The 19,375-nt window shown below is 73.7% G+C and carries 15 protein-coding genes and 2 riboswitches; of the genes, 10 read left to right on the top strand and 5 right to left on the bottom strand.

The window, feature by feature from the left end; all coding sequences use genetic code 11:
* Window positions 1–6 precede the first annotated feature (6 nt).
* The gene (locus JYA75_RS11355) at window positions 7–2,151 is read left to right on the top strand and encodes a catalase (protein WP_203330050.1); all 2,145 of its coding nucleotides are present in this window, start codon (window positions 7–9) and stop codon (window positions 2,149–2,151) included.
* Window positions 2,152–2,267: 116 nt separating this feature from the next.
* Here JYA75_RS11355 and JYA75_RS11350 read toward each other — a convergent pair whose 3' ends face one another.
* Complete coding sequence (locus JYA75_RS11350) at window positions 2,268–3,164, bottom strand: glucose 1-dehydrogenase (protein WP_072635872.1); 897 nt, start codon at window positions 3,162–3,164, stop codon at window positions 2,268–2,270.
* Between the two features lie 297 nt (window positions 3,165–3,461).
* Between JYA75_RS11350 and JYA75_RS11345 the strand changes: the two genes are divergently transcribed.
* The 4 genes from JYA75_RS11345 (at window position 3,462) to JYA75_RS11330 (ending at window position 6,444) form a co-directional block, all read left to right on the top strand.
* On the top strand, window positions 3,462–3,710 hold the full coding sequence (locus JYA75_RS11345) for a hypothetical protein (RefSeq protein ID WP_230304583.1): 249 nt from the start codon (window positions 3,462–3,464) through the stop codon (window positions 3,708–3,710).
* Window positions 3,711–3,798: 88 nt separating this feature from the next.
* Window positions 3,799–4,323 (top strand): hypothetical protein, encoded by a 525-nt coding sequence (locus tag JYA75_RS11340; RefSeq protein ID WP_203330049.1) that lies wholly within the window; start codon window positions 3,799–3,801, stop codon window positions 4,321–4,323.
* A gap of 131 nt (window positions 4,324–4,454) precedes the next feature.
* Window positions 4,455–5,897, top strand: coding sequence for a PepSY-associated TM helix domain-containing protein (locus JYA75_RS11335; RefSeq protein WP_203330048.1), 1,443 nt, complete (start codon window positions 4,455–4,457; stop codon window positions 5,895–5,897).
* 34 nt (window positions 5,898–5,931) lie between these two features.
* Window positions 5,932–6,444: a hypothetical protein gene (locus JYA75_RS11330; protein WP_050036414.1), complete on the top strand. Its 513-nt coding sequence runs from the start codon at window positions 5,932–5,934 to the stop codon at window positions 6,442–6,444.
* A gap of 131 nt (window positions 6,445–6,575) precedes the next feature.
* Here JYA75_RS11330 and cobF read toward each other — a convergent pair whose 3' ends face one another.
* Together cobF and cobN are read right to left on the bottom strand one after the other, a co-directional pair.
* Window positions 6,576–7,349 (bottom strand): precorrin-6A synthase (deacetylating), encoded by a 774-nt coding sequence (cobF, locus tag JYA75_RS11325; RefSeq protein ID WP_203330047.1) that lies wholly within the window; start codon window positions 7,347–7,349, stop codon window positions 6,576–6,578.
* Window positions 7,346–10,954: a cobaltochelatase subunit CobN gene (gene cobN / locus JYA75_RS11320; RefSeq protein WP_203330046.1), complete on the bottom strand. Its 3,609-nt coding sequence runs from the start codon at window positions 10,952–10,954 to the stop codon at window positions 7,346–7,348. Before cobN ends, cobF begins: the two co-directional genes overlap by 4 nt.
* Before the next feature lie 72 nt (window positions 10,955–11,026).
* Window positions 11,027–11,221: riboswitch (cobalamin riboswitch) on the bottom strand.
* A 37-nt stretch (window positions 11,222–11,258) separates the two neighbouring features.
* Here cobN and JYA75_RS11315 point away from each other — a divergent pair.
* Genes JYA75_RS11315 through JYA75_RS11305 form a run of 3 tightly spaced genes read left to right on the top strand, consistent with a single transcriptional unit; the run spans window position 11,259 to window position 14,490 of the window.
* Window positions 11,259–12,317 (top strand): cobalamin biosynthesis protein CobG, encoded by a 1,059-nt coding sequence (locus JYA75_RS11315; protein ID WP_006945416.1) that lies wholly within the window; start codon window positions 11,259–11,261, stop codon window positions 12,315–12,317.
* A complete protein-coding gene (locus JYA75_RS11310) occupies window positions 12,314–12,964 on the top strand; it encodes a precorrin-8X methylmutase (protein WP_006945411.1) in 651 nt (216 codons plus the stop codon). The genes JYA75_RS11315 and JYA75_RS11310 overlap by 4 nt, the downstream gene beginning before the upstream one ends.
* Entirely contained in the window at window positions 12,961–14,490 is a 1,530-nt protein-coding gene (locus JYA75_RS11305; protein ID WP_203330045.1) for a precorrin-2 C(20)-methyltransferase, read from the top strand. Before JYA75_RS11310 ends, JYA75_RS11305 begins: the two co-directional genes overlap by 4 nt.
* Before the next feature lie 54 nt (window positions 14,491–14,544).
* Here JYA75_RS11305 and JYA75_RS11300 read toward each other — a convergent pair whose 3' ends face one another.
* Both JYA75_RS11300 and cbiE read right to left on the bottom strand, forming a co-directional pair.
* Entirely contained in the window at window positions 14,545–15,309 is a 765-nt protein-coding gene (locus tag JYA75_RS11300; protein WP_203330044.1) for an SAM-dependent methyltransferase, read from the bottom strand.
* Window positions 15,306–16,508 (bottom strand): precorrin-6y C5,15-methyltransferase (decarboxylating) subunit CbiE, encoded by a 1,203-nt coding sequence (gene cbiE, locus JYA75_RS11295; protein ID WP_203330043.1) that lies wholly within the window; start codon window positions 16,506–16,508, stop codon window positions 15,306–15,308. Before cbiE ends, JYA75_RS11300 begins: the two co-directional genes overlap by 4 nt.
* 34 nt (window positions 16,509–16,542) lie before the next feature.
* Window positions 16,543–16,740: riboswitch (cobalamin riboswitch) on the top strand.
* 33 nt (window positions 16,741–16,773) lie between these two features.
* Between cbiE and JYA75_RS11290 the strand changes: the two genes are divergently transcribed.
* Together JYA75_RS11290 and cobO are read left to right on the top strand one after the other, a co-directional pair.
* Window positions 16,774–18,714, top strand: coding sequence for a magnesium chelatase subunit D family protein (locus JYA75_RS11290; RefSeq protein WP_203330042.1), 1,941 nt, complete (start codon window positions 16,774–16,776; stop codon window positions 18,712–18,714).
* A complete protein-coding gene (cobO, locus tag JYA75_RS11285) occupies window positions 18,714–19,328 on the top strand; it encodes a cob(I)yrinic acid a,c-diamide adenosyltransferase (protein WP_006945402.1) in 615 nt (204 codons plus the stop codon). Before JYA75_RS11290 ends, cobO begins: the two co-directional genes overlap by 1 nt.
* The last annotated feature ends 47 nt before the right edge of the window (window positions 19,329–19,375 follow it).

Raw genomic sequence — 19,375 nt, 5'->3', positions numbered from 1 at the left:
ATCGCAGTGTTCGAGAAGAATCCGCCGGTTCCCGGCTCGCCCGCCGGTTTCGAGGTCCCAGTCGAGGAACCCACCACCCCGACGGACCCGCCACCGGCCAAGCCCGACCAGCGTGAACCCATCCCGGTCACTGCCACCGGCACCCCCGAAGACCTGCCCGACGGCGCGCGCGGGCCCCAGGGCCGGTACCTCACCACCGCGCAGGGCGCGCGGCTGACGGACACCGACCATTCCCTCAAGGCCGGTCGTCGCGGCCCCACCCTGCTGCAGGACCACCACTTCCGCGAGAAGATCACCCACTTCGACCATGAGCGCATCCCCGAGCGGGCGGTGCACGCCCGCGGCGCCGCGGCCCACGGCGTCTTCCAGGCCAACGGCGCCGCCTCGAAGATCACCCGTGCCGGGTTCCTGCAGAAGGGCGCCGAGACGCCCGTGTTCGTCCGCTTCTCGACCGTGCTCGGCTCGCGCGGCTCCGCCGACACCGTCCGCGACACGCGCGGCTTCGCGACGAAGTTCTACAGCGAGGAGGGCACGTTCGACCTGGTCGGGAACAACATCCCGGTGTTCTTCATCCAGGACGCGATCAAGTTCCCCGACGTCGTCCACGCGGCCAAACCGCACCCGGACCGGGAGATCCCGCAGGCGCAGAGCGCACACGACACGTTCTGGGACTTCGTCTCGCTCCACACCGAGGCCACCGCCCACACCCTGTGGAACATGTCCGACCGCGGCATCCCCCGCTCCTACCGGATGATGGAGGGCTTCGGCGTCCACACCTTCCGCATGGTCAACGCCGACGGTGAGACGTCGCTGGTGAAGTTCCACTGGAAGCCGCGCCTGGGGGTGCACTCGCTGGTGTGGGAGGAGGCGCAGCTGCTCGGCGGCATCGACCCGGACTTCCACCGCCGCGACCTCGCCGACGCGATCGAGGCCGGGGCCTATCCGGAGTGGGATCTGGGCGTGCAGGTCTTCCCCGACACCCCGGAGCAGACGTTCGAGGGCATCGACCTGCTCGATCCCACCAAGATCGTCCCCGAGGAGCTCGCGCCGGTCCAGCTGATCGGGACGATGCAGCTCAACGCCAACCCGACCAACTTCTTCGCCGAGACCGAACAGGTGGCCTTCCACCCCGGGCACCTCGTGCCGGGTATCGACGTCACCGACGACCCGCTGCTGCAGGGCCGGCTGTTCTCCTACCTCGACACCCAGATCAGCCGGCTCGGCGGGCCCAACTTCGGTCAGCTGCCCATCAACCGGCCGCATGCGCCCGTCAACGACATGCTGCGCGACGGCATGCACCAGACCGGTATTCATCCCGGGGCGGCCCCGTACCGGCCCAACTCGCTCGGGGCCGGCTGCCCGTTCCTGGCCGGCGCCGAGGAGGCCGCGTTCATCGACGTGCCGGCACCTATCGCCGCCGGGGTCAAGGAACGCGCACAGCCGAGTTCGTACGACGACCACTTCTCGCAGGCGCGACTGTTCTACACCAGCCTGTCCGAGGTCGAGAAGCAGCACGTGGCCGACGCCTACAGCTTCGAACTCGGCAAGTGCTTCGAGCAGGCGATCAAGGAGCGGGCCCTGCGCGTGCTCGCGAACATCGATGCCGGACTGTGCGCCACCGTCGCGGCCGGCCTGGGGCTGCCGGCACCGGAGCCGACGGTGGCCCTCGCTGGTGAGCCGCTGCGCAGCGAGGCGCTGTCCCAGGTCGGTGCGACCTGGCCGATCGAGGGCCGGATGGTCGGCATCGTCGCGGACGACAGCGCCGACGTCGCCGAGGTCGCCAAGGCCGTCGCCGCGGTGGCCGCCGCGAAGGCCGTGCCGCTGGTGATCGGCCCGCACGGCGGCAAGCTCGACGGCGGCCGCAAGGAGGTGCCGATCTCGCGGACCTTCGCCACGGCCCGGTCCGTCGAGTACGACGCGCTGCTGCTCGCGAGCGCCCCGGCCGATCCGCGCGTGCGCGTCCTGGTCGACGAGACGTTCCGGCACTGCAAGGCGATCGGCACGTGGGGCGCCGGCACCGAGGCGCTCGAGCACGCGGCCGTCCACCCCGAGGCCCCGGGTGTGGTCACCGCCGACGATCCGGAAGCGGTGGTCACCGGGATCGTCGACCTGCTCGGCGCCCACCGCGTGTGGGAGCGGGCCCAGGCCTGACCCCCCGCGCGTCCCCCGCCTGGGATGGTGGCCGAATGTCACACCGCTTCGATTGGATTGAGCGCGTGTGACATTCGGCCGCCACCCGCGTGTGACATTCGGCCACCACAGGTGTGTCAGGAGAAGGGCTTGCCGCCGGTGACGGCGATGACCTCGCCGGTGATGTAGCTCGACTCCTGCGAGGCGAGGAAGACGTACGCCGGCGCCAGTTCGGCCGGTTGCCCGGGGCGGCCGAGCGGGACGTCGTCACCGAAGGACTCGAACTTCTCCCGCGGCATGGTGGCCGGGATCAGCGGCGTCCAGATCGGGCCCGGGGCAACGGCATTGACCCGGATTCCCCGCTTCGCGACGTCCGCCGCCAGCCCCTTGGTGAAGTCGACGATGCCGGCCTTGGTCGTGGCATAGTCGAGCAGTTCCGGCGACGGGCTCGTCCCCTGGATCGACGACGTGTTGATGATCGTCGAGCCCGGCTCCATCACCCCGACCCCGAACTTGCACAACCAGAACAACGCGTACAGGTTCGTCTTCAGCACGCGATCGAACTGCTCCGTCGTGATGTCGGCGATCCCGTTCATCTGCACCATCTGGAACGCCGCGTTGTTCACCAGGATGTCCAGGCCGCCGAGTTCGCGCACCGCCGTGTCGACCAGGTGCCGGCAGTGTTCCTCGACGCGGATGTCACCCGGCACCGCGACGGCGCGCCGGCCCGCGTCCTCGATCCACCGCACGGTGTCGCGGGCGTCGTCCTCCTCGGACTCGAGATAGCTGAGGACGACGTCGGCGCCCTCGCGGGCGAAGGCGATCGCGACGGCCCGGCCGATCCCGGAGTCGGCACCGGTGATCAGCGCCCGCCGTCCCTCGAGCCTGCCGCTGCCGCGATAGGTCTGCTCGCCGTGGTCGGGTGCCGACACCATGTCGGACGTGAGGCCCGGATATTCGAGCTCGGGTTGCCGCTCGCGATCCGGTGCCGGGTACTGCTCGACCGGATTGCGGGGCCGGTGCTGGTCGGTCATGGTTCCTCCCTCGAGGTCTGCGGGCGAGTGCCGGCGCCCCCGGACGGGGACCGCCGGGTCCGGCCGGTGCATACCCGGACCCGGGAGCGGGTACACGGGGGACACGGTCGGCGAATCCGAGCGCCGCAGCGCTCTCCCGGCCCGACTTCTGGAAAGGATGCGGCTGTGACGGAACACGAGAACGAGTTTCGGAGAAGCGACGAGACCCGGGCGGGTGCCGATCCGGTGCACGGCAGGCAGACGTACAACAGGGATCTGACGACCGACAGCGACTTCCCGGCCGACGACGCCCGCACGATGCGCAGCCACGCCGGCGAGGCCCTGACCGACTCCAAGGGCTGGCCCGGCTACTTCTTCCTGGGCCTCGGGCTGCTCCTGCTCGGGCTGACGCTGGTGGCCGCCGGGTACGGATTCGAGGGCTGGGCGTGGATCGCCGGCCCGGCATGCATCGTGTCCTTCGCGGTGGGCGCCGTGCTGGTCATGCTGGAGCGCAAGCGGGTCCGCGACGTCGAGGGAACGAGCCTGCGCGAGCCGCGCGGTCACTGACGCCCACCGGCCCGCCCGGCCCGGGGTGCTGCGGCTGCGCACCCCGGGCCGGCCCGGTCCGTCGTCACGACGGGTAGTGTGCCCAACCGTGAATCCACGCCCGCAGACGTCCGCGCCGATGCGTGGCGCGTTCGTGGGTTCGACCTCCGCCGCGGTCTCCGTCGCGGCCCACGGCCTGGCGGGCGGCGAAATTCCGTCCCAGCCGTCGGTGGTGCTGCTGATCGCCGCCTGCGCCGCGTTCGGCGCCGCGGTGTCCGCCATCCGGTCGTCCCGGCTGCTGCCCGCCCTGGTGCTCACCCTGGGGGCGGGACAGATCGTCGGTCACACCGTCCTCACCCTCACCGCCGAGCACGCCCACGGCCTCGGGCTCTCGCCCGCGATGGTCGGCGCCCACGCCGCGGCCCTCGTCGTCTCCGCCGCCCTGATCCGGGCGGCCGAGCAGGGCTGTGCCGCGGCGCTCGGCGTGTTGCGGCGCATCGTCGCCGCGGTGCTCACCCCGCCCCCGGCGCATGCGCCGCTGTGGGTGGCCACGCCGTCGCACCGGGCACGTCTCGTGCTGCGGGTGCTCGTTTCCGCGCAGGCCGGCACCCGGGGTCCGCCCCGCACCGCCTGACCCGATCCCGTTCCGCCGTGGCCCGTACGCCGCGGCGGCCTTCCCCGTGTGCCGACGCCCGGCGCGGTGCGCCGCCCTCGATACGGCGCTGCGCGCTGCCGTCGCCACCGACGATCGAAACGAGCATTCGCATGTCCACGACCGACCTCGGGACGGGTCGTCCCGTCCCACCCCGTTCCCGCCCGGACCGATCCGCGACGCCCGCGCTGCACCCGCTGATGCTGCGGCTGCACTTCTACGCCGGCATCCTCGTCGCCCCGTTCATCCTGGTCGCCGCGGTCAGCGGCGGCCTCTACGCCCTGGCCCCGACGATCGAGCAGCTCGTCTACCGCGACCAGCTGCACACCGACGCCACCGGTCCGGCCGTGCCGGTGGCGGAGCAAATCCGGGTGGCCGCCGGGCAGCGCCCCGATCTCACCGTCACCGCGGTGCGGCCGGCCGCGGCCCCCGGCGAGACCACCCGGGTCCTGTTCGCCGACCCGAGCCTCGGCGAGTCGCAGCGGCTCGCCGTCTTCGTCGACCCGGTCACCGCGCGGCCGCTCGGTGAACTGGCCGTCTACGGCAGCAGCAGCGCGCTGCCGGTCCGGACCTGGATCTCGCAGCTGCACCGGCACCTGCATCTCGGCGAGCCCGGCCGCCTCTACAGCGAGCTGGCCGCGTCCTGGATGTGGGTGATCGCGCTCGGCGGCGTGTACCTGTGGGTGCGCCGCTACCGCACGGTGCGTGCCCGCCACGCCCAGGCACGCCTGCTCACCGTCGACCGCACCGCCACCGGCCGGTCCCGCACCCTCGGCTGGCACGGCGTGGTGGGCGTGTGGATCGCGGTGGGCCTGGTGTTCCTGTCCGCGACCGGCCTGACCTGGTCCCGGTTCGCCGGCGACAACATCGCCGAGCTGCGGGCCGCGCTGCACTGGAAGACGCCGACCGTCGACGCGACCCTGACCGGGGGCGGCGCCGCGGCCGCGACGGGCCACGAGGGGCACGGCGGCCACGCCGGGCACGCCGCCGACCCGGGACTGCTCGACGCGAACATCGCCCGGATCGACTCGGTGCTGGACACGGCCGCCGCCGCGGGACTGACCGGGGTCGTCGAGGCCTCGATCCCGGCGCGCCCCGGCACCGCGTTCACCGTCGCCGAAACCCGCCAGCCCTGGGTGTACGGCATCGACTCGGTCGCCGTCGACGGCGCGACCGGCGAGGTCGTCGACGTGTCGCGGTTCGCGGACTGGCCGCTCGCCGCGCAGCTGACGTGGTGGTCGATCACTCTCCACATGGGCATCATGTTCGGGCTCGTCACGCAGGTCGCCCTGGCGCTGCTGGCGGTGGCGTTGATCACGGTCGTGCTGCGCGGCTACGTGATGTGGTGGCGGCGACGGCCCACGCGAGGGTCGGCGTGGGCCGTCGGCCGGGCCCCGGCACGCGGCGCGCTGCGCCGCATCGGCGCAGGTCCGGCGGTCGCGATCGGCGTCGCGGCCGCGGTCGTGGGCTGGTTCGCCCCGGTGCTCGGGCTGAGCCTGCTGGCGTTCCTCGTCGTCGACACCGCCGTCGGGTGGCGCATGCGGGGGCGCGCATAATGGTCCCTCGTGTGCCGATCGACGAGGAGTGCCGGTGAGCGACGATCTGTCCGCGTACCGTAAGGAGTTCGCCCGCATCGAACGAAAGGTCGCCGGCGAGTTCGACGCCGGCCGGCGGCACCGTGTCCTCGTCGCCTGCATCGTCGCGGTGGTGCTGGGTCTGCTTCTGCCGCAGTCGGATACGGAATGGTCGTGGACGGTGCTCGGCACGTGGTTCGGGCACGACGCCACGACGACGGTGCCGATGCGGATCTTCGTGAGCCTCGCCCTGGTGTTCGGCGTGGTGTCGTCCACCGCGGCGCTGTGCACGCACCGCTGGCGGCTCGCGTCGGCGTCGATGCTCGGCTCCGGACTGGCGTCCCTGTTCGGGCTGCTCGGCTACTGGTCGCAGAACGGCATGCCGGTCGAGACCCCGCACGCCCCCGGCGCCGGGATGGTGCTGTCCTGGCTCGGCATGGTGGCGCTGACCTCGCAGTGGCTGCCCGTCGTGCTCAGCCGCTCCCCCACGGACCGGCACCTGCATCCGGTGACCACGCCCGTGCTCTGACGGGGCATCCGCGCGCCGTTCCTCGGCGCGCGGATGTCCCGTGTGCACGGATCCACTGCGCGCCGGGGGACGCGGCGTACATTTCCCCGGCGAATCGGCCGCACCGGGTCGGCGCATTCCTCGGCGTGCGGTCAGGAGACGACGCCGTCGCCGTCCGCGCGACGTAGCAGGTAGGTGTCCATCACCCAGCCGCGCGCGGCCTTCGCGCGGGCGCGGGCCCGCTCGATGTCCGGCAGCACCTCCCGCAGCGGGCCGGCGACGAGTTCCTCGTCGGACGTGCCGAGGTCGGTGCCCCACCAGATGCGCCAATCACCTTCGAGCCGGGCGCATTCCAGCGCACCGTCGAGCATGACGACGAGGTTGTCACCGCCGGCCGCCACCTCCTGCGCGAGGCGGCGGCCCGTGGTGACGACGATCGGGCCGCCGATCCGGTTGAGCACCAGCCGGTGCCGCGCCGCGAGCAGCGACACGCTGCTCACACCGGGGATCACGTCGTAGTCGACGTCGAGCACGCCCCGGTCACGGATGCGCTCGACGACGCGAATCGTGCTGTCGTACAGGCTCGGATCGCCCCACACGAGGAATCCGGCGGTCTCGTGCTCGGCGACCTGCTCGCGCAGCACCGTCTCGTACGCGGCGGCCCGGGCGGCGTGCCAGTCCCGCACCTCGGTGCCGTAGGCGGACGGCGCGCGGTCCCGCGGCGGGTCCGGCACCGGGATCGTCCGGTAGTCGCCGGCGATGTGGCGACGGCAGATCTCCTCCCGCACGGCGACGAGGTCGTCGACGCCGCGCTGCTTGTCGGCGACGAGGAAGACGTCGACGTCGTTCAGCGCCCGGACCGCGGCCACGGTGAGGTCGTCGGGCCCGCCCGGCCCGATCCCGATCAGCCGCAGCCGCCTCCTCACGCGCGGTCCTCGAGGTCGCCCTCCACATCGAGGTAGGCCTGCTGCAGTTCCGCGAGCGTCGCCGGATCCGGTTCGGCCCACAGGCCGCGGTCGGCGGCCTCGGTGAGCCGTTCGACGATGCCGCGCAGCGCCCACGGGTTGGCCTCGCGCAGAAACCGTTGGTTCTCGGAGTCGAGGGCGTAGGTGCGGGCGAGGGTTTCGTACATCCAGTCGGCGACGACCCCGGCGGTGGCGTCGTAGCCGAACAGGTAGTCGACGGTGGCGGCGAGCTCGAACGCGCCCTTGTAGCCGTGCCGGCGCATCGCCGCGAGCCAGCGCGGGTTGACGACCCGGGCCCGGAACACACGGGCGGTCTCCTCCGCCAGCGAGCGGGTGCGGACCTGGTCGGGGGTGGTCGAGTCGCCGATGTAGGCCTTCGGATCCGCACCGGTGAGCGCCCGGACGGTGGCGACCATGCCGCCGTGGTACTGGAAGTAGTCGTCCGAGTCGGCGATGTCGTGCTCGCGGGTGTCGGTGTTCTTCGCCGCCACCGCGATCCGCCGGTAGTTGGCGCGCATGTCGTCCGCGGCCGGGACGCCGTGCAGGTGCCGCCCGTACGCGAACCCGCCCCACGCGGTGTACACCTCGGCGAGATCCGCGTCGCTGCGCCAGTTTCCGGAGTCGATGAGCGGCAGGATGCCGGCGCCGTAGGAGCCGGGCCTGGACCCGAAGATGCGGCGCACCGCGCGCTCGGGGTCGCCGTGCTCGGCCTCGTCGCGGCGGGCGTGCGCGCGCACGTAGTTCAGCTCGTCAGGTTCGTCGAGGGCCGCGACGGTGCGGATCGCATCGTCGAGCATCGCGACGACGTGCGGGAAGGCGTCGCGGAAGAACCCGGAGATGCGGACGGTGACGTCGATCCGCGGCCGGCCGAGCTCGTCGAGCGGGATCACGGTCAGCTCGCGCACCCGCCGGGACTCGGCGTCCCATTCCGGGCGCATGCCGATCAGGGCGAGGACCTCGGCGATGTCGTCACCGGAGGTGCGCATCGCGGAGGTCCCCCACACCGACAGGCCGACCGAGGGCGGATAGCCGCCGGTGTCGGCGCGGTACCGGTCGAGCAGGTTGTTCGCGAGCGCCACGCCCGTGTCGTAGGCGAGCCGGCTCGGCACCGCCTTCGGATCGACGGTGTAGAAGTTGCGGCCGGTGGGCAGCACGTTGACCAGGCCGCGCAGCGGCGATCCGGACGGGCCGGCGGGCACGTAGCCGCCGTCGAGGGCGTGCAGCACCGCGTCGAGCTCGTCGGTGGTGCGTGCCAGGCGCGGCACGACCTGCTCGGCGGCGAAGGCGAGCACCCGCTCGACCTCCGGGTCCGCCCCGCCCAGCGCGGACTGCACGACCGTGGCGGCGCTGCCGGCCTGCCAGCCGGCGTCCTCCATGCCCTGCACCAGTGCCCGGGCCTGCGCCTCGACCGCGTCGGTCTCGGTGAGCGGCGCGTCCGCCTTCAGGCCAAGGGCGGTGCGCAGACCGGGCACGGCGTGGGCCCGCCCGCCCCACACCTGGGCGGCCCGCAGCACCGACAGCACCAGGTTCACGCGGGCCTCGCCGACGGGTGCCGTGCCGAGCACGTGCAGGCCGTCGCGGATCTGCGCGTCCTTCACCTCGCACAGCCAGCCGTCGACGTGCAGCAGGAAGTCGTCGAACTCGGCGTCGTGCGGGCGGTCCTCGAGCCCGAGGTCGTGGTCGAGCTTGGCGGCCTGGATCAGCGTCCAGATCTGGGCGCGGATCGCCGGCAGCTTGGCCGGGTCCATCGCCGCGATGTTCGAGTACTCGTCGAGCAACTGCTCGAGACGGGCGATGTCGCCGTACGACTCGGCGCGCGCCATCGGCGGGATGAGGTGGTCGACGATGGTGGCGTGGGCGCGGCGCTTCGCCTGGGCCCCCTCCCCCGGGTCGTTGACCAGGAACGGGTAGATCAGCGGGAGGTTGCCGATGGCGGCGTCGGTCGCGCAGGCCGCGGACAGGCCGGCGTTCTTGCCGGGCAGCCACTCCATCGAGCCGTGCTTGCCGAGGTGGACGACGGCGTCGGCACCGAAGCCGTTCTCCACCCACCGGTACGCGGCGAGGTAGTGGTGCGACGGCGCCATGTCCGGATCGTGGTAGATCGCCACGGGGTTCTCCCCGAACCCCCGGGGCGGCTGGATCATCAGCACCACGTTGCCGGCCTGCAGGGTGGCCAGGACGATCTCGCCCTCGGGAGCGGACTGCCGGTCCACGAACAGCTCGCCGGGAGCCGCGCCCCACGCCTCGGTCATCGCGTCGGTCAGTTCCGCGGGCAGGTCCGCCGTCCACTCGCGGTACTGCGCCGCGCTCACGCGGACCGGGTTGCCCGCCATCTGCTCGGCGCTGAGCCATTCCTCGTCCTGCCCGCCCGCGGCGATCAGGGCATGGATCAGCGCGTTGCCCGCCTCGGCGTCGTCCGCGGTGTCGAGGCCCGGGAAGCCGTCGCCGAGGTCGTAGCCGCGCTCCCGCAGCGCGCGCAGCAGCCGGATCGCGGACACCGGGGTGTCCAGGCCGACGGCGTTGCCGACCCGGGAGTGCTTCGTCGGATACGCCGACAGCATGATCGCCAGGCGCCGCCGTGCGGGCGGGATGCGCCGCAGGCGGGCGTGCGCGACGGCGATGCCGGCGACGCGGCGGCAGCGTTCGGGGTCGGTGACGTAGCGGGGCAGGCCGTCGGCGCCGAATTCCTTGAACGAGAACGGCACGGTGATGATGCGGCCGTCGAACTCGGGGACGGCGATCTGCGTCGCGGAATCGAGCGGGGAGACACCCTCGTCGGAGTCGGCCCACGCGTCGCGTCCCCAGGTCAGGCACAGCGCCTGCAGGATCGGGACATCCAGGGCGGCGAGCGCTTCGACGTCCCAGGCATCGTCGTCGCCGCCGGCGGAGACGGTGGCGGGGCGGGTGCCGCCGGCGGCGAGGACCGTGACGATCAGGGCGTCGAGGGTGCCGAGCTCGGCCAGCAGGTCCGCGGGGGCACCGCGCAGCGTGGAGCAGAAGATCGGCACGGCCACGGCGCGGCCGGTGGCGTCGACCGCCTGCGCGAGATCGCGGACGAAACGGGTGTTTCCGCTGGTCTCGTGGGCGCGGTAGTAGAGGATGCCCACCCGCGGCAGGCCGGGATCGGTCGCGGCGGGCGCGTGGCAGCCCCACGCGGGCAGCGCGGCCGGCGGCTCGAAGCCCTCGCCGGTGAGCAGGACGGTGTCGGACAGGAAGGCATGCAGCTGGGCGAGGTTCGCGGGCCCGCCCTGCGCGAGGTAGGCGTGCGCCTCGGTGGCGATGCCGACGGGGACGGTCGAGTGGCTCATCAGCTCGGCGTCGGGCAGCTGCTCGCCGCCGAGCACGACGACGGGTGCGCCGTGCGCCAGGACCGCGTCGATACCGTTCTGCCAGGACCGGACGGAGCCCAGGATGCGGACGATCACCAGGTCGGCGCCGTCGAGGAGGCGGGGAAGCTCGGTCCCGACGTCGAGGCGCGACGGGTTGCCCAGCGCGTACTCGGCGTCCGAGCTCAGCGCCGACAGCAGGTCGGTGTCCGACGTGGACAGCAGCGCGAGCCGCGTCACGACCGGGCCCCGCGCAGTTCCCGATCGCCCCTGCGCAGCACGAAATCAGCCATGTTCAGTCTCCAAACCCTCGTGGACTTCCCGCGCCGTGGCCGGTCTCCTGGCTGACGGATCATCGCTGCCGCGCCGACCTTCCCGGACTTCCGTCCAGTGGTCTCCGGACCGGCGGACCGGTCCGGACGAGGGCGAGCACCTACCCGCTCACAGTGGCGAGGGCCGCGCCGGTCTCACACCGGCTTCCCGAGCACCACGGCAGGTGGAGCGTAACGCACCGCTTCCTCGTCGTGTGCAACCATGTGCCCCCATGGCCGACCTTCCCCCGGACCGGTGCCCCGGTCTGCTGCGCCCCCACCTCGCCGCCGACGGCGCGCTGGTGCGGCTGCGCGCGCCCGGCGGCAGGCTCCCGGACGGTGGACTGCGGGCGCTGTCGGCGGCGTCGACCGCCTTCGCGGACGGCGATATCCACCTCACCTCGCGCGGAAACCTGCAGCTCAGGGGCGTCACGGTGGACGAGTGCGGCGGTGTGCCGGCCGGTCTCGTCGACGCGGTGGCGGCGGCCGGGTTCCTGCCGGCACCGTCGCACGAACGGGTCCGCAACGTCGTCGCCTCGCCGCTGTCCGGGATCGTCGGAGGACGCGCCGACCTCCGTCCGCTCATCGGCGCGCTCGACGCCGCCCTGTGCGCCGAACCCGTACTCGCGCAACTGCCGGGCCGGTTCCTGTTCGGCCTCGACGACGGTCGCGGCGACGTCGCGGCCCTGCGCTGCGACCTCGCCGCGGTGGCCGCCGACTCGGGGCTGTTCGAGATCGCGATCGGCCGGCTCTGCGGTCCGGTGGTCCCGGCCGACCGGGTCGTCGACACGCTGATCGACCTGGCGCGGCGGTTCGCGGCGGTGCGCGGCACCCGCTGGCACGTGCACCAGCTGCCCGAGGCGGGGGCCGAGCTCGGGGGCGGCGCGCCGCTACCGCCGGCCGCCCGGTACACGATGCCGTACGGCCCCCTGCCGGGAGCGGTCTCGGCGCTGGTCCCGCTGGGCATCCTCTCGCCGGCGATGGTGGCGGCGCTGCCCGAGTCGGAGGTGATCGTCACGCCGTGGCGCGGCCTCGTCCTCGCCGGCGAACCCGATCCGCAGCCGCTGCGCGACGCCGGGTTCGTGCTCGACGGTGCGTCGCCGTGGACCCGCACCACCGCGTGCGCCGGCGCGCCGGGGTGTAGCCTCGCCGAGGGCGACACCCGTTCCGCGGCCCGGCGTGCCGTCGCCGGCGCGCCCCCGGCCGGGCACCTCCACGTCGTGGGATGCGAACGATCCTGTGGCGCCCCGAATTTCCCACATACCCTCCTGTTCGCGAGGACCCGCCCATGACGCCCACTCCCCCACCCCGGCGCTACGACTACGTCACCGACGGCGCCGACATCTACGTCCGGTCGTTCGCGACGATCCGTGCCGAGACGGACCTGTCCGCGATCCCCGCCGACGCCGAGAAGGTGGCGGTGCGGATGGTGCACGCGTGCGGCCAGACCGACCTGACCCGCGACCTCGCGATCCATCCGGACCTGGTGTCGGCGGCGCGCGGGGCGCTGCGGGCGGGCGCGCCGATCCTCACCGACGCCCACATGGTCGCGTCCGGGGTGACGCGCACGCGGCTACCCGCGGACAACGAGGTGCTGTGCCTTCTGCGCGATCCGCGGGTGCCGGACCTCGCGGCGGCGTGGGGCACCACCCGCTCGGCCGCGGCGGTCTCGCTGTGGGAGGACCGGCTCGACGGCGCGGTCGTCGCGATCGGCAACGCCCCCACCGCGCTGTTCCACCTGCTCGAGCTGATCGACGCCGGCGGCCCCCGGCCCGCCGCGATCGTCGGGGTGCCGGTCGGGTTCATCGGCGCCGCCGAGTCCAAGGAGGCGCTCGCCGCGCATCCGCTGCAGCTCCCCTACCTGGTGGTGCGGGGACGCCGCGGGGGTTCGGCAATGGCGTCGTCCGCGATCAATGCCCTGGCCCAGGAGGCGGAGTGAACGACACCGGACGGTTCTACGGCGTGGGGCTCGGCCCCGGCGATCCCGAGCTGATCACCCGCAAGGCGGCGCGGCTGATCGAGCAGGCCGACGTGATCGCCTACCACTCGGGCACCCACGGCCGCTCCATCGCGAGGGGCATTGCGGCCGAGCTGATCCGGGAGGGGGTGATCGAGGAGGCGTTGATCTACCCGGTCACCACCGGCACCACCGACCATCCCGGCGGCTACGACGGCGCCATCGCCGACTTCTACGACGAGTGCGCGGCGCGCCTGGCCGCCCACCTCGACGCCGGCCGCACCGTCGTCGTGCTGTGCGAGGGCGATCCGCTGTTCTACGGCTCCTACATGTATCTGCACGACCGGCTCGCGGATCGCTATGCGACCGAGGTGGTTCCGGGCGTTACGTCGGTGTCCGCGGCCGCCGCGGCCGCGGCGGAACCGCTGGTGCGGCGCACCGACGTGCTCACGGTGCTGCCCGGCACGCTGCCCGAGCCGGAGCTGGCGCGCCGTCTCGCCGACACGGACGGCGCCGCGATCATGAAGCTGGGCCGTACCTTCCCCGCGGTCCGCAGCGCGCTCGCCCAGGCGGGCCGGCTCGACGACGCGGTGTACGTCGAGCGCGCGTCGATGGGCGGGCAGCGCATCGTTCCCGTCGCCGAGGTCGACGCCGACGCGGTGCCGTACTTCTCGGTGATCCTCACCCCCGGCGACCGGGCGCCGCGCAACCGGGACATCACCGACCGGTCCCGGCCCGTCGTCGCCGACGCTCCCGAGGCGGTCGCTGCCCGGGAGCTCCTCGTCGTCGGTCTCGGCCCCGCGGACGAGAAGTGGCTCACCCCCGAGGCCGCCGCCGCGCTGGCGTCCGCCGACCACATCGTCGGCTACGGGCCCTACGTCGACCGCGTGCCGGTCCGCCCGGGCCAGCGGCGGCACGCGAGCGGGAACACCGTCGAGGTGGACCGGGCCCGGTTCGCGCTCGAGCTGGCGCTGTCCGGGCAGCGGGTGGCCGTCGTCTCGGGCGGCGACGCCGGGGTGTTCGGGATGGCGTCGGCCGTGTTCGAGGCCGCGCAGGATCCGCGGTTCGCCGAGCTGCCGGTGCGCGTGCTACCCGGGGTGTCGGCGATCCAGGCGGTGGCCGCGCGGGCGGGCGCCCCGATCGGCGGGGACTTCGCCGTGATGAGCCTGTCCGACCGGCTCAAGCCGTGGGAGGTGATCGAGCAGCGGCTCGCGGCCGTCGCGCAGGCGGACCTGGTGCTGGGTCTGTACAACCCGGCGTCGCGGTCGCGGACCACGCAGGTCGCGCAGGCCCAGGCCGTGCTGCTGCGGCACCGGCCGGCCGACACCGTCGTCGTGGTCGGCCGCGACGTCGGCCGCCCCGGCGAGTCGCTCGAGGTGACCACGCTCGAGAAGCTCGACCCGGCCACGATCGACATGAAGTGCCTGCTCATCGTGGGATCGTCCGGGACCACGGTCACCGACGCCGGCGCGGTGTGGACGGCGCGGTCGGTGCGCTCCGACTCCTGACATCCGTGCGGTACACCGGAATCCGCGCCCACCGCGGCGGGCGCGGATTCCGGGTCAGCGCGTGAATTCCGTGCGATCCCGCGCCGGGTCGTAGAGATGCGAGCACGCGACGTCCGGCTGTGCCCGCACGCCCAGGGCCCGGCCGACGACGATCACCGCGGTGTGCTTCAGTCCCGCCGCCTCGGCCCGGTCTGCGATGTCGGCGAGGGTGCCGCGCAGCACCAGCTCGTTCGGGCGGGACGCGAACGCCACCACCGCGGCCGGGCAGTCGGCGCCGTACTCGCCGCTCAGTTCCTCGGCGAGGGCGCGGATGCGGGTGATCGCCAGGTGCAGCACCAGGCTGGCGCGCAGTCCCGCGACGTGCGCCAGGGACTCGGTGTCGGGCATCGCCGTGGATCGTGCCCGGGTACGGGTGAGGACCACGGTCTGCACCAGTTCGGGCACGGTCAGCTCCGCGCCGAGGGTCGCGGCGGCGGCCGCGTAGGCCGGCACGCCGGGGGTCACGTCCCAGGGCACCCCGGCCGCGTCGAGCCGGCGCGCCTGCTCGGTCAGGGCCGAATACAGCGACGGGTCACCGGAACACAACCGGACGACGTCGAGGCCGCGCCGGTGCGCGTCCACCAGGTGCGCGGTGATCTCGTCGAGGTCCAGGTGCTGAGTGTCGACGAGTTCCGTGTCGGGCCGGCAGTGCGCGAGCACCTCGGCGTCGAGGTAGGTGCCGGCATAGAGCACCACCGGTGCCTCGCTCAGCAGCCGCGCCGCCCGCAGCGTCAGCAGGTCGGCCGCACCCGGCCCGGATCCCACGAAGTGCACTGTCATTTCTCGCCTTTCGTCACCTGCCACTGCACCACCGGGCGCAGCGCCTGCCAGCCGCTGAACCCGCCGAGGGGTGCGGCCTGCTCCACGGTCAGCCGGGTCAGCTCCCCGCCGTGGGTCTTCCACCACTGCACCAGCGTCGCCTCGGTCTCGAGCGTCACCGCGTGCGCGACCAGCCGCCCTCCCGGACGCAGTTCCTCCCAGCACTTTTCGAGCACACCGGGAATCGATCCGCCGCCGCCGACGAAGACGGCGTCGGGGGTGTCGAGGCCGTCGAGCGCCGCCGGGGCGGGGCCGCGCACCACCGCGACCGACGGGACGCCGAGCCGCGCGGCGTTGCGGCCTATCCGTGCGGCGCGCGCCTCGTCGCGTTCGATCGCCACCGTGCGGCAGCGCGGATCGGTGCGGGCCCATTCGATCCCCACCGAACCGGCGCCGGCGCCGACGTCCCACAGCAACTGCCCCGGCCGGGGCGCGAGCGCGCACACCGCGGCGAGCCGGATCGGGCGCTTGGAGATCTGCCCGTCGTGCTCGAACGCGTCGTCGGGCAGGCCCGGCGCGGTGGAATAGCCCTCCGCGCCCCGGCATTCGACGCAGACCACGTTGAGGGCGGGGGCGTCGCCGGACCACTCGTCGGCGGTGGCGCTGCGGCGGGCCTCGGCGGGGGCACCGAGGTCGGAGAGCACCGTCAGCACACTCGCCCCGAAGCCGTCGCGGCGCAGCAGGTCCGCGACCTGCGCGGGCGTGCCGCCGTCGGAGGAGAGCACGATCAGCCGCCGGCCCCGCCCGAATGCGCGGCGGACGGCGTGCACGTCGCGGCCCACCAGCGTCACCACGTCCACCGACTCGGCGCTCCACCCCATCCGCGCGCGGGCCAGGGCCACCGACGACACCGCGGGCAGCACCGTCACCGCGGCAGCGCCGAGGTGGGCGATCAGCGTGGAGCCGATGCCGGAGACGAGGGGGTCGCCCGAGGCGACCGCGACGATCCGCCGGTCACGATGGCGCTCGAGCAGCGCGCCGAGCCCGTCGCGCAGCGGGGAGGGCCACGGCTCCCGGACGGCGCCGGTCTCGGGCAGCAGCGCCAGGTGACGGCGCCCGCCCAGCAGGACCTGCGCGCCGAGCACCGCGTCGCGGGCGGGCGGCGGCAGGCCGTCCCAGCCGTCGGCGCCCATGCCGACGACGGTGATCTGTGAACCCATGGCGTCGAACCCTAGCCGGTGCGGTTAGACTCGGCGGCGGCAAGACAATCGAGGTGCCCCTCACGGGGATAATCGGGAAGCCGGTGCGAATCCGGCACAGGCCCGCTGCGGTGACCCGGGAGCCGTCGATCACGCGCAACACGCGCAGCCACTGGACCGGCCGGTCCGGGAAGGCGATCGCACGGCGTTCGACCGGGAAGTCCGAATACCGGCCTCGATTTCAGCTGCCGAGAAGACATCCCAGCGGGAGCCTGTGGAGGTTCGAGTGCACGTGTATCCGTTCAGTGCCGTCGTCGGCTCCGACGACCTGGCGCTGGCCCTGTCCCTGTGCGCGGTCTCGCCGTCGATCGGCGGGGTGCTCGTGCGCGGCGAGAAGGGCACCGCCAAGTCGACCACCGTACGCGCCCAGGCCGCGCTGTTGCCGCAGGTCACCGAGGTCACCGGCTGCCGCTTCGCGTGCGATCCCGCCGCCCCCGACCCGGCGTGCCCCGACGGGCCGCACCCGGGCGGTGCGGCGGCGCAGACCCGTCCGGCGCGGCTGGTGGAACTGCCGGTCGGTGCCACCGAGGACCGCGTCACCGGCTCCCTGCACCTGCAGAAGGCGCTGTCGGCGGGCACCGCCGAGTACGAGCCCGGCCTGCTCGCCCGGGCGCACCGCGGGGTGCTCTACGTCGACGAGGTCAATCTGCTGCACGACCACCTGGTGGACCTGTTGCTCGACGCCGCCGCGATGGGCCGCTGCTCCGTCGAGCGCGACGGGGTGTCGGTCTCGCACGCCGCCCGGTTCGTGCTGGTCGGCACGATGAACCCGGAGGAGGGTGAGCTGCGGCCGCAGCTGCTCGACCGCTTCGGCCTCACCGTCGAGGTGGCCGCGCCCCGCGATCCGCAGGTGCGGGCGGAGATCGTGCGGCGGCGCCTGGCGTTCGACGCCGACCCGGACGTGTTCGTCGCGCGGTGGGCCGACGCCGAGGCGGCGCTGACGCGGCGGTTGGCGCAGGCCCGCGACCGGCTGCCGCAGGTGCGGCTCGACGACGACGCGCTCGTCGCGATCGCGGAGGTGTGCGCGGCGTTCGACGTCGACGGGATGCGCGCCGACCTGGTCACCGCGAAGACCGCCGTCGCGCATGCGGCGTGGGTGGGCCGCGACGAGGTGACGCGGGCGGACATCGCGGTGGCGGCGCGGCTGGCGTTGCCGCACCGTCGTCGCCGCAACCCGTTCGACGAGCCCGGCATGGACGAGTCGCTGCTCGACGAGCTGCTCGGCGAGCAGCCGCCCGAGCCCGATCCGGACGGCCCCGACGATTCCGGTCCCGACGATTCCGGTCCGGACGGCCCCGGCGCCGGCGAGGCGACGCCGGGCCGGGACGACCGGGGGCAGGGCTCCGGTGCGGCGACGTCCGTCGCGGCCCCCGCCGAGCCCTACCGGACCCGCCTGTTCACGGCCGACCGCACCGGCCGCGGTGCCGCGGGCCGCCGCTCCCGCGCCCGCACCACGGTCGGCCGGACCGTCGGCGAGCGTCGCGGCGACACCGGCCCGATCCATCTGCCCGCCACCATCCGCGCCACCGCCACCCACCCGTGCGTGGTTCCGGTAGCGGGGACTACCGAAACCACGCACGGGTGGCAGGTGCGGCGGAAGGTCGTCGAGGGCCGCGAGGCCAACCTGGTGCTGCTGTGCGTCGACGCCTCCGGCTCGATGGCGGCGCGGCAGCGGATGACGCAGGTGAAGACGGCGATCCTGTCGCTGCTGCTCGACGCCTACCGGCGTCGCGACACGGTGGGCCTGGTGACCTTCCGCGGGGATCGCGCCACGCTCGTGCTGCCGCCGACCAATTCGGTGGACGTGGCCGCGACGCGGCTGCGGGAGCTGCCGGCGGGCGGGCGCACCCCGCTCGCCGAGGGACTGCTCGAGGCGGCCGAGACGATCCGGCGGCACCGGCTGCGCGAACCCGACCGGCGGGCCCTGCTCGTCGTCGTCACCGACGGCCGCGCCACCGCCGGGCCGGACGCGGTGGCCCGGTCCCTCGCTGCCGCCGACCGGCTCGCCGCCGCCGGGATCGACGCGGTCGTCGTGGACTCCGAGACCGGCCGGTTCCGCATGGGCCTCGCGGCCCGGCTCGCCGAGCGGCTCGGCGCCGAACACGTCCCCGTCGGTGAGGTCCACGCCGACGCGCTCACCACCGTCGTGCGAGGAAGGGCCGCCTGATGCCGAAGGGACAACCGACCGCCGTGCCGGACGACGGCCTCACCACCCGCCAGCGCCGCAACCGGCCGCTGCTGATGGTCCACACCGGCGACGGCAAGGGCAAGTCGACCGCCGCGTTCGGTCTCGCGCTGCGCGGCTGGAACCAGGGCTGGTCCGTCGCGGTGTTCCAATTCGTCAAGTCCGCCAAGTGGCGCCTCGGCGAGCAGACCGCCTTCGAGACCCTCGGCGACCTGCACACCGAACGCGGCACCGGGGGCCCGATCGAGTGGCACAAGATGGGCTCCGGGTGGTCGTGGTCGCGCAAGGACGGCACCGAGGAGGACCATGCCGCCGCGGCGCTCGCCGGGTGGCGGGAGATCCAGCGCCGGCTCGCCGCCGAGCAGCACGGGCTGTACGTGCTCGACGAGTTCACCTACCCCATCGGCTGGGGATGGATCGACGCCGACGAGGTGGTGCAGACCCTGCGGACGCGCCCCGGCCACCAGCACGTCGTGATCACCGGCCGCCGGGCGCATCCGGCGCTGATCGAGGCCGCGGATCTCGTCACCGAGATGACGAAGATCAAGCACCCGATGGATGCGGGCCAGAAGGGCCAGAGGGGCATCGAGTGGTGACACTCGCGGGTGACGGCGTGGTGACACTCGCGGGTGACGGCATGGTG

The sequence above is a fragment of the Rhodococcus sp. PSBB066 genome (assembly GCF_017068255.1).
In the GTDB taxonomy this organism is placed as follows: Bacteria; Actinomycetota; Actinomycetes; order Mycobacteriales; family Mycobacteriaceae; genus Rhodococcus; species Rhodococcus aetherivorans.
The sequence above is the reverse complement of the archived record's forward strand: the minus strand, read 5'-3'. Positions and strand labels throughout refer to the sequence as shown.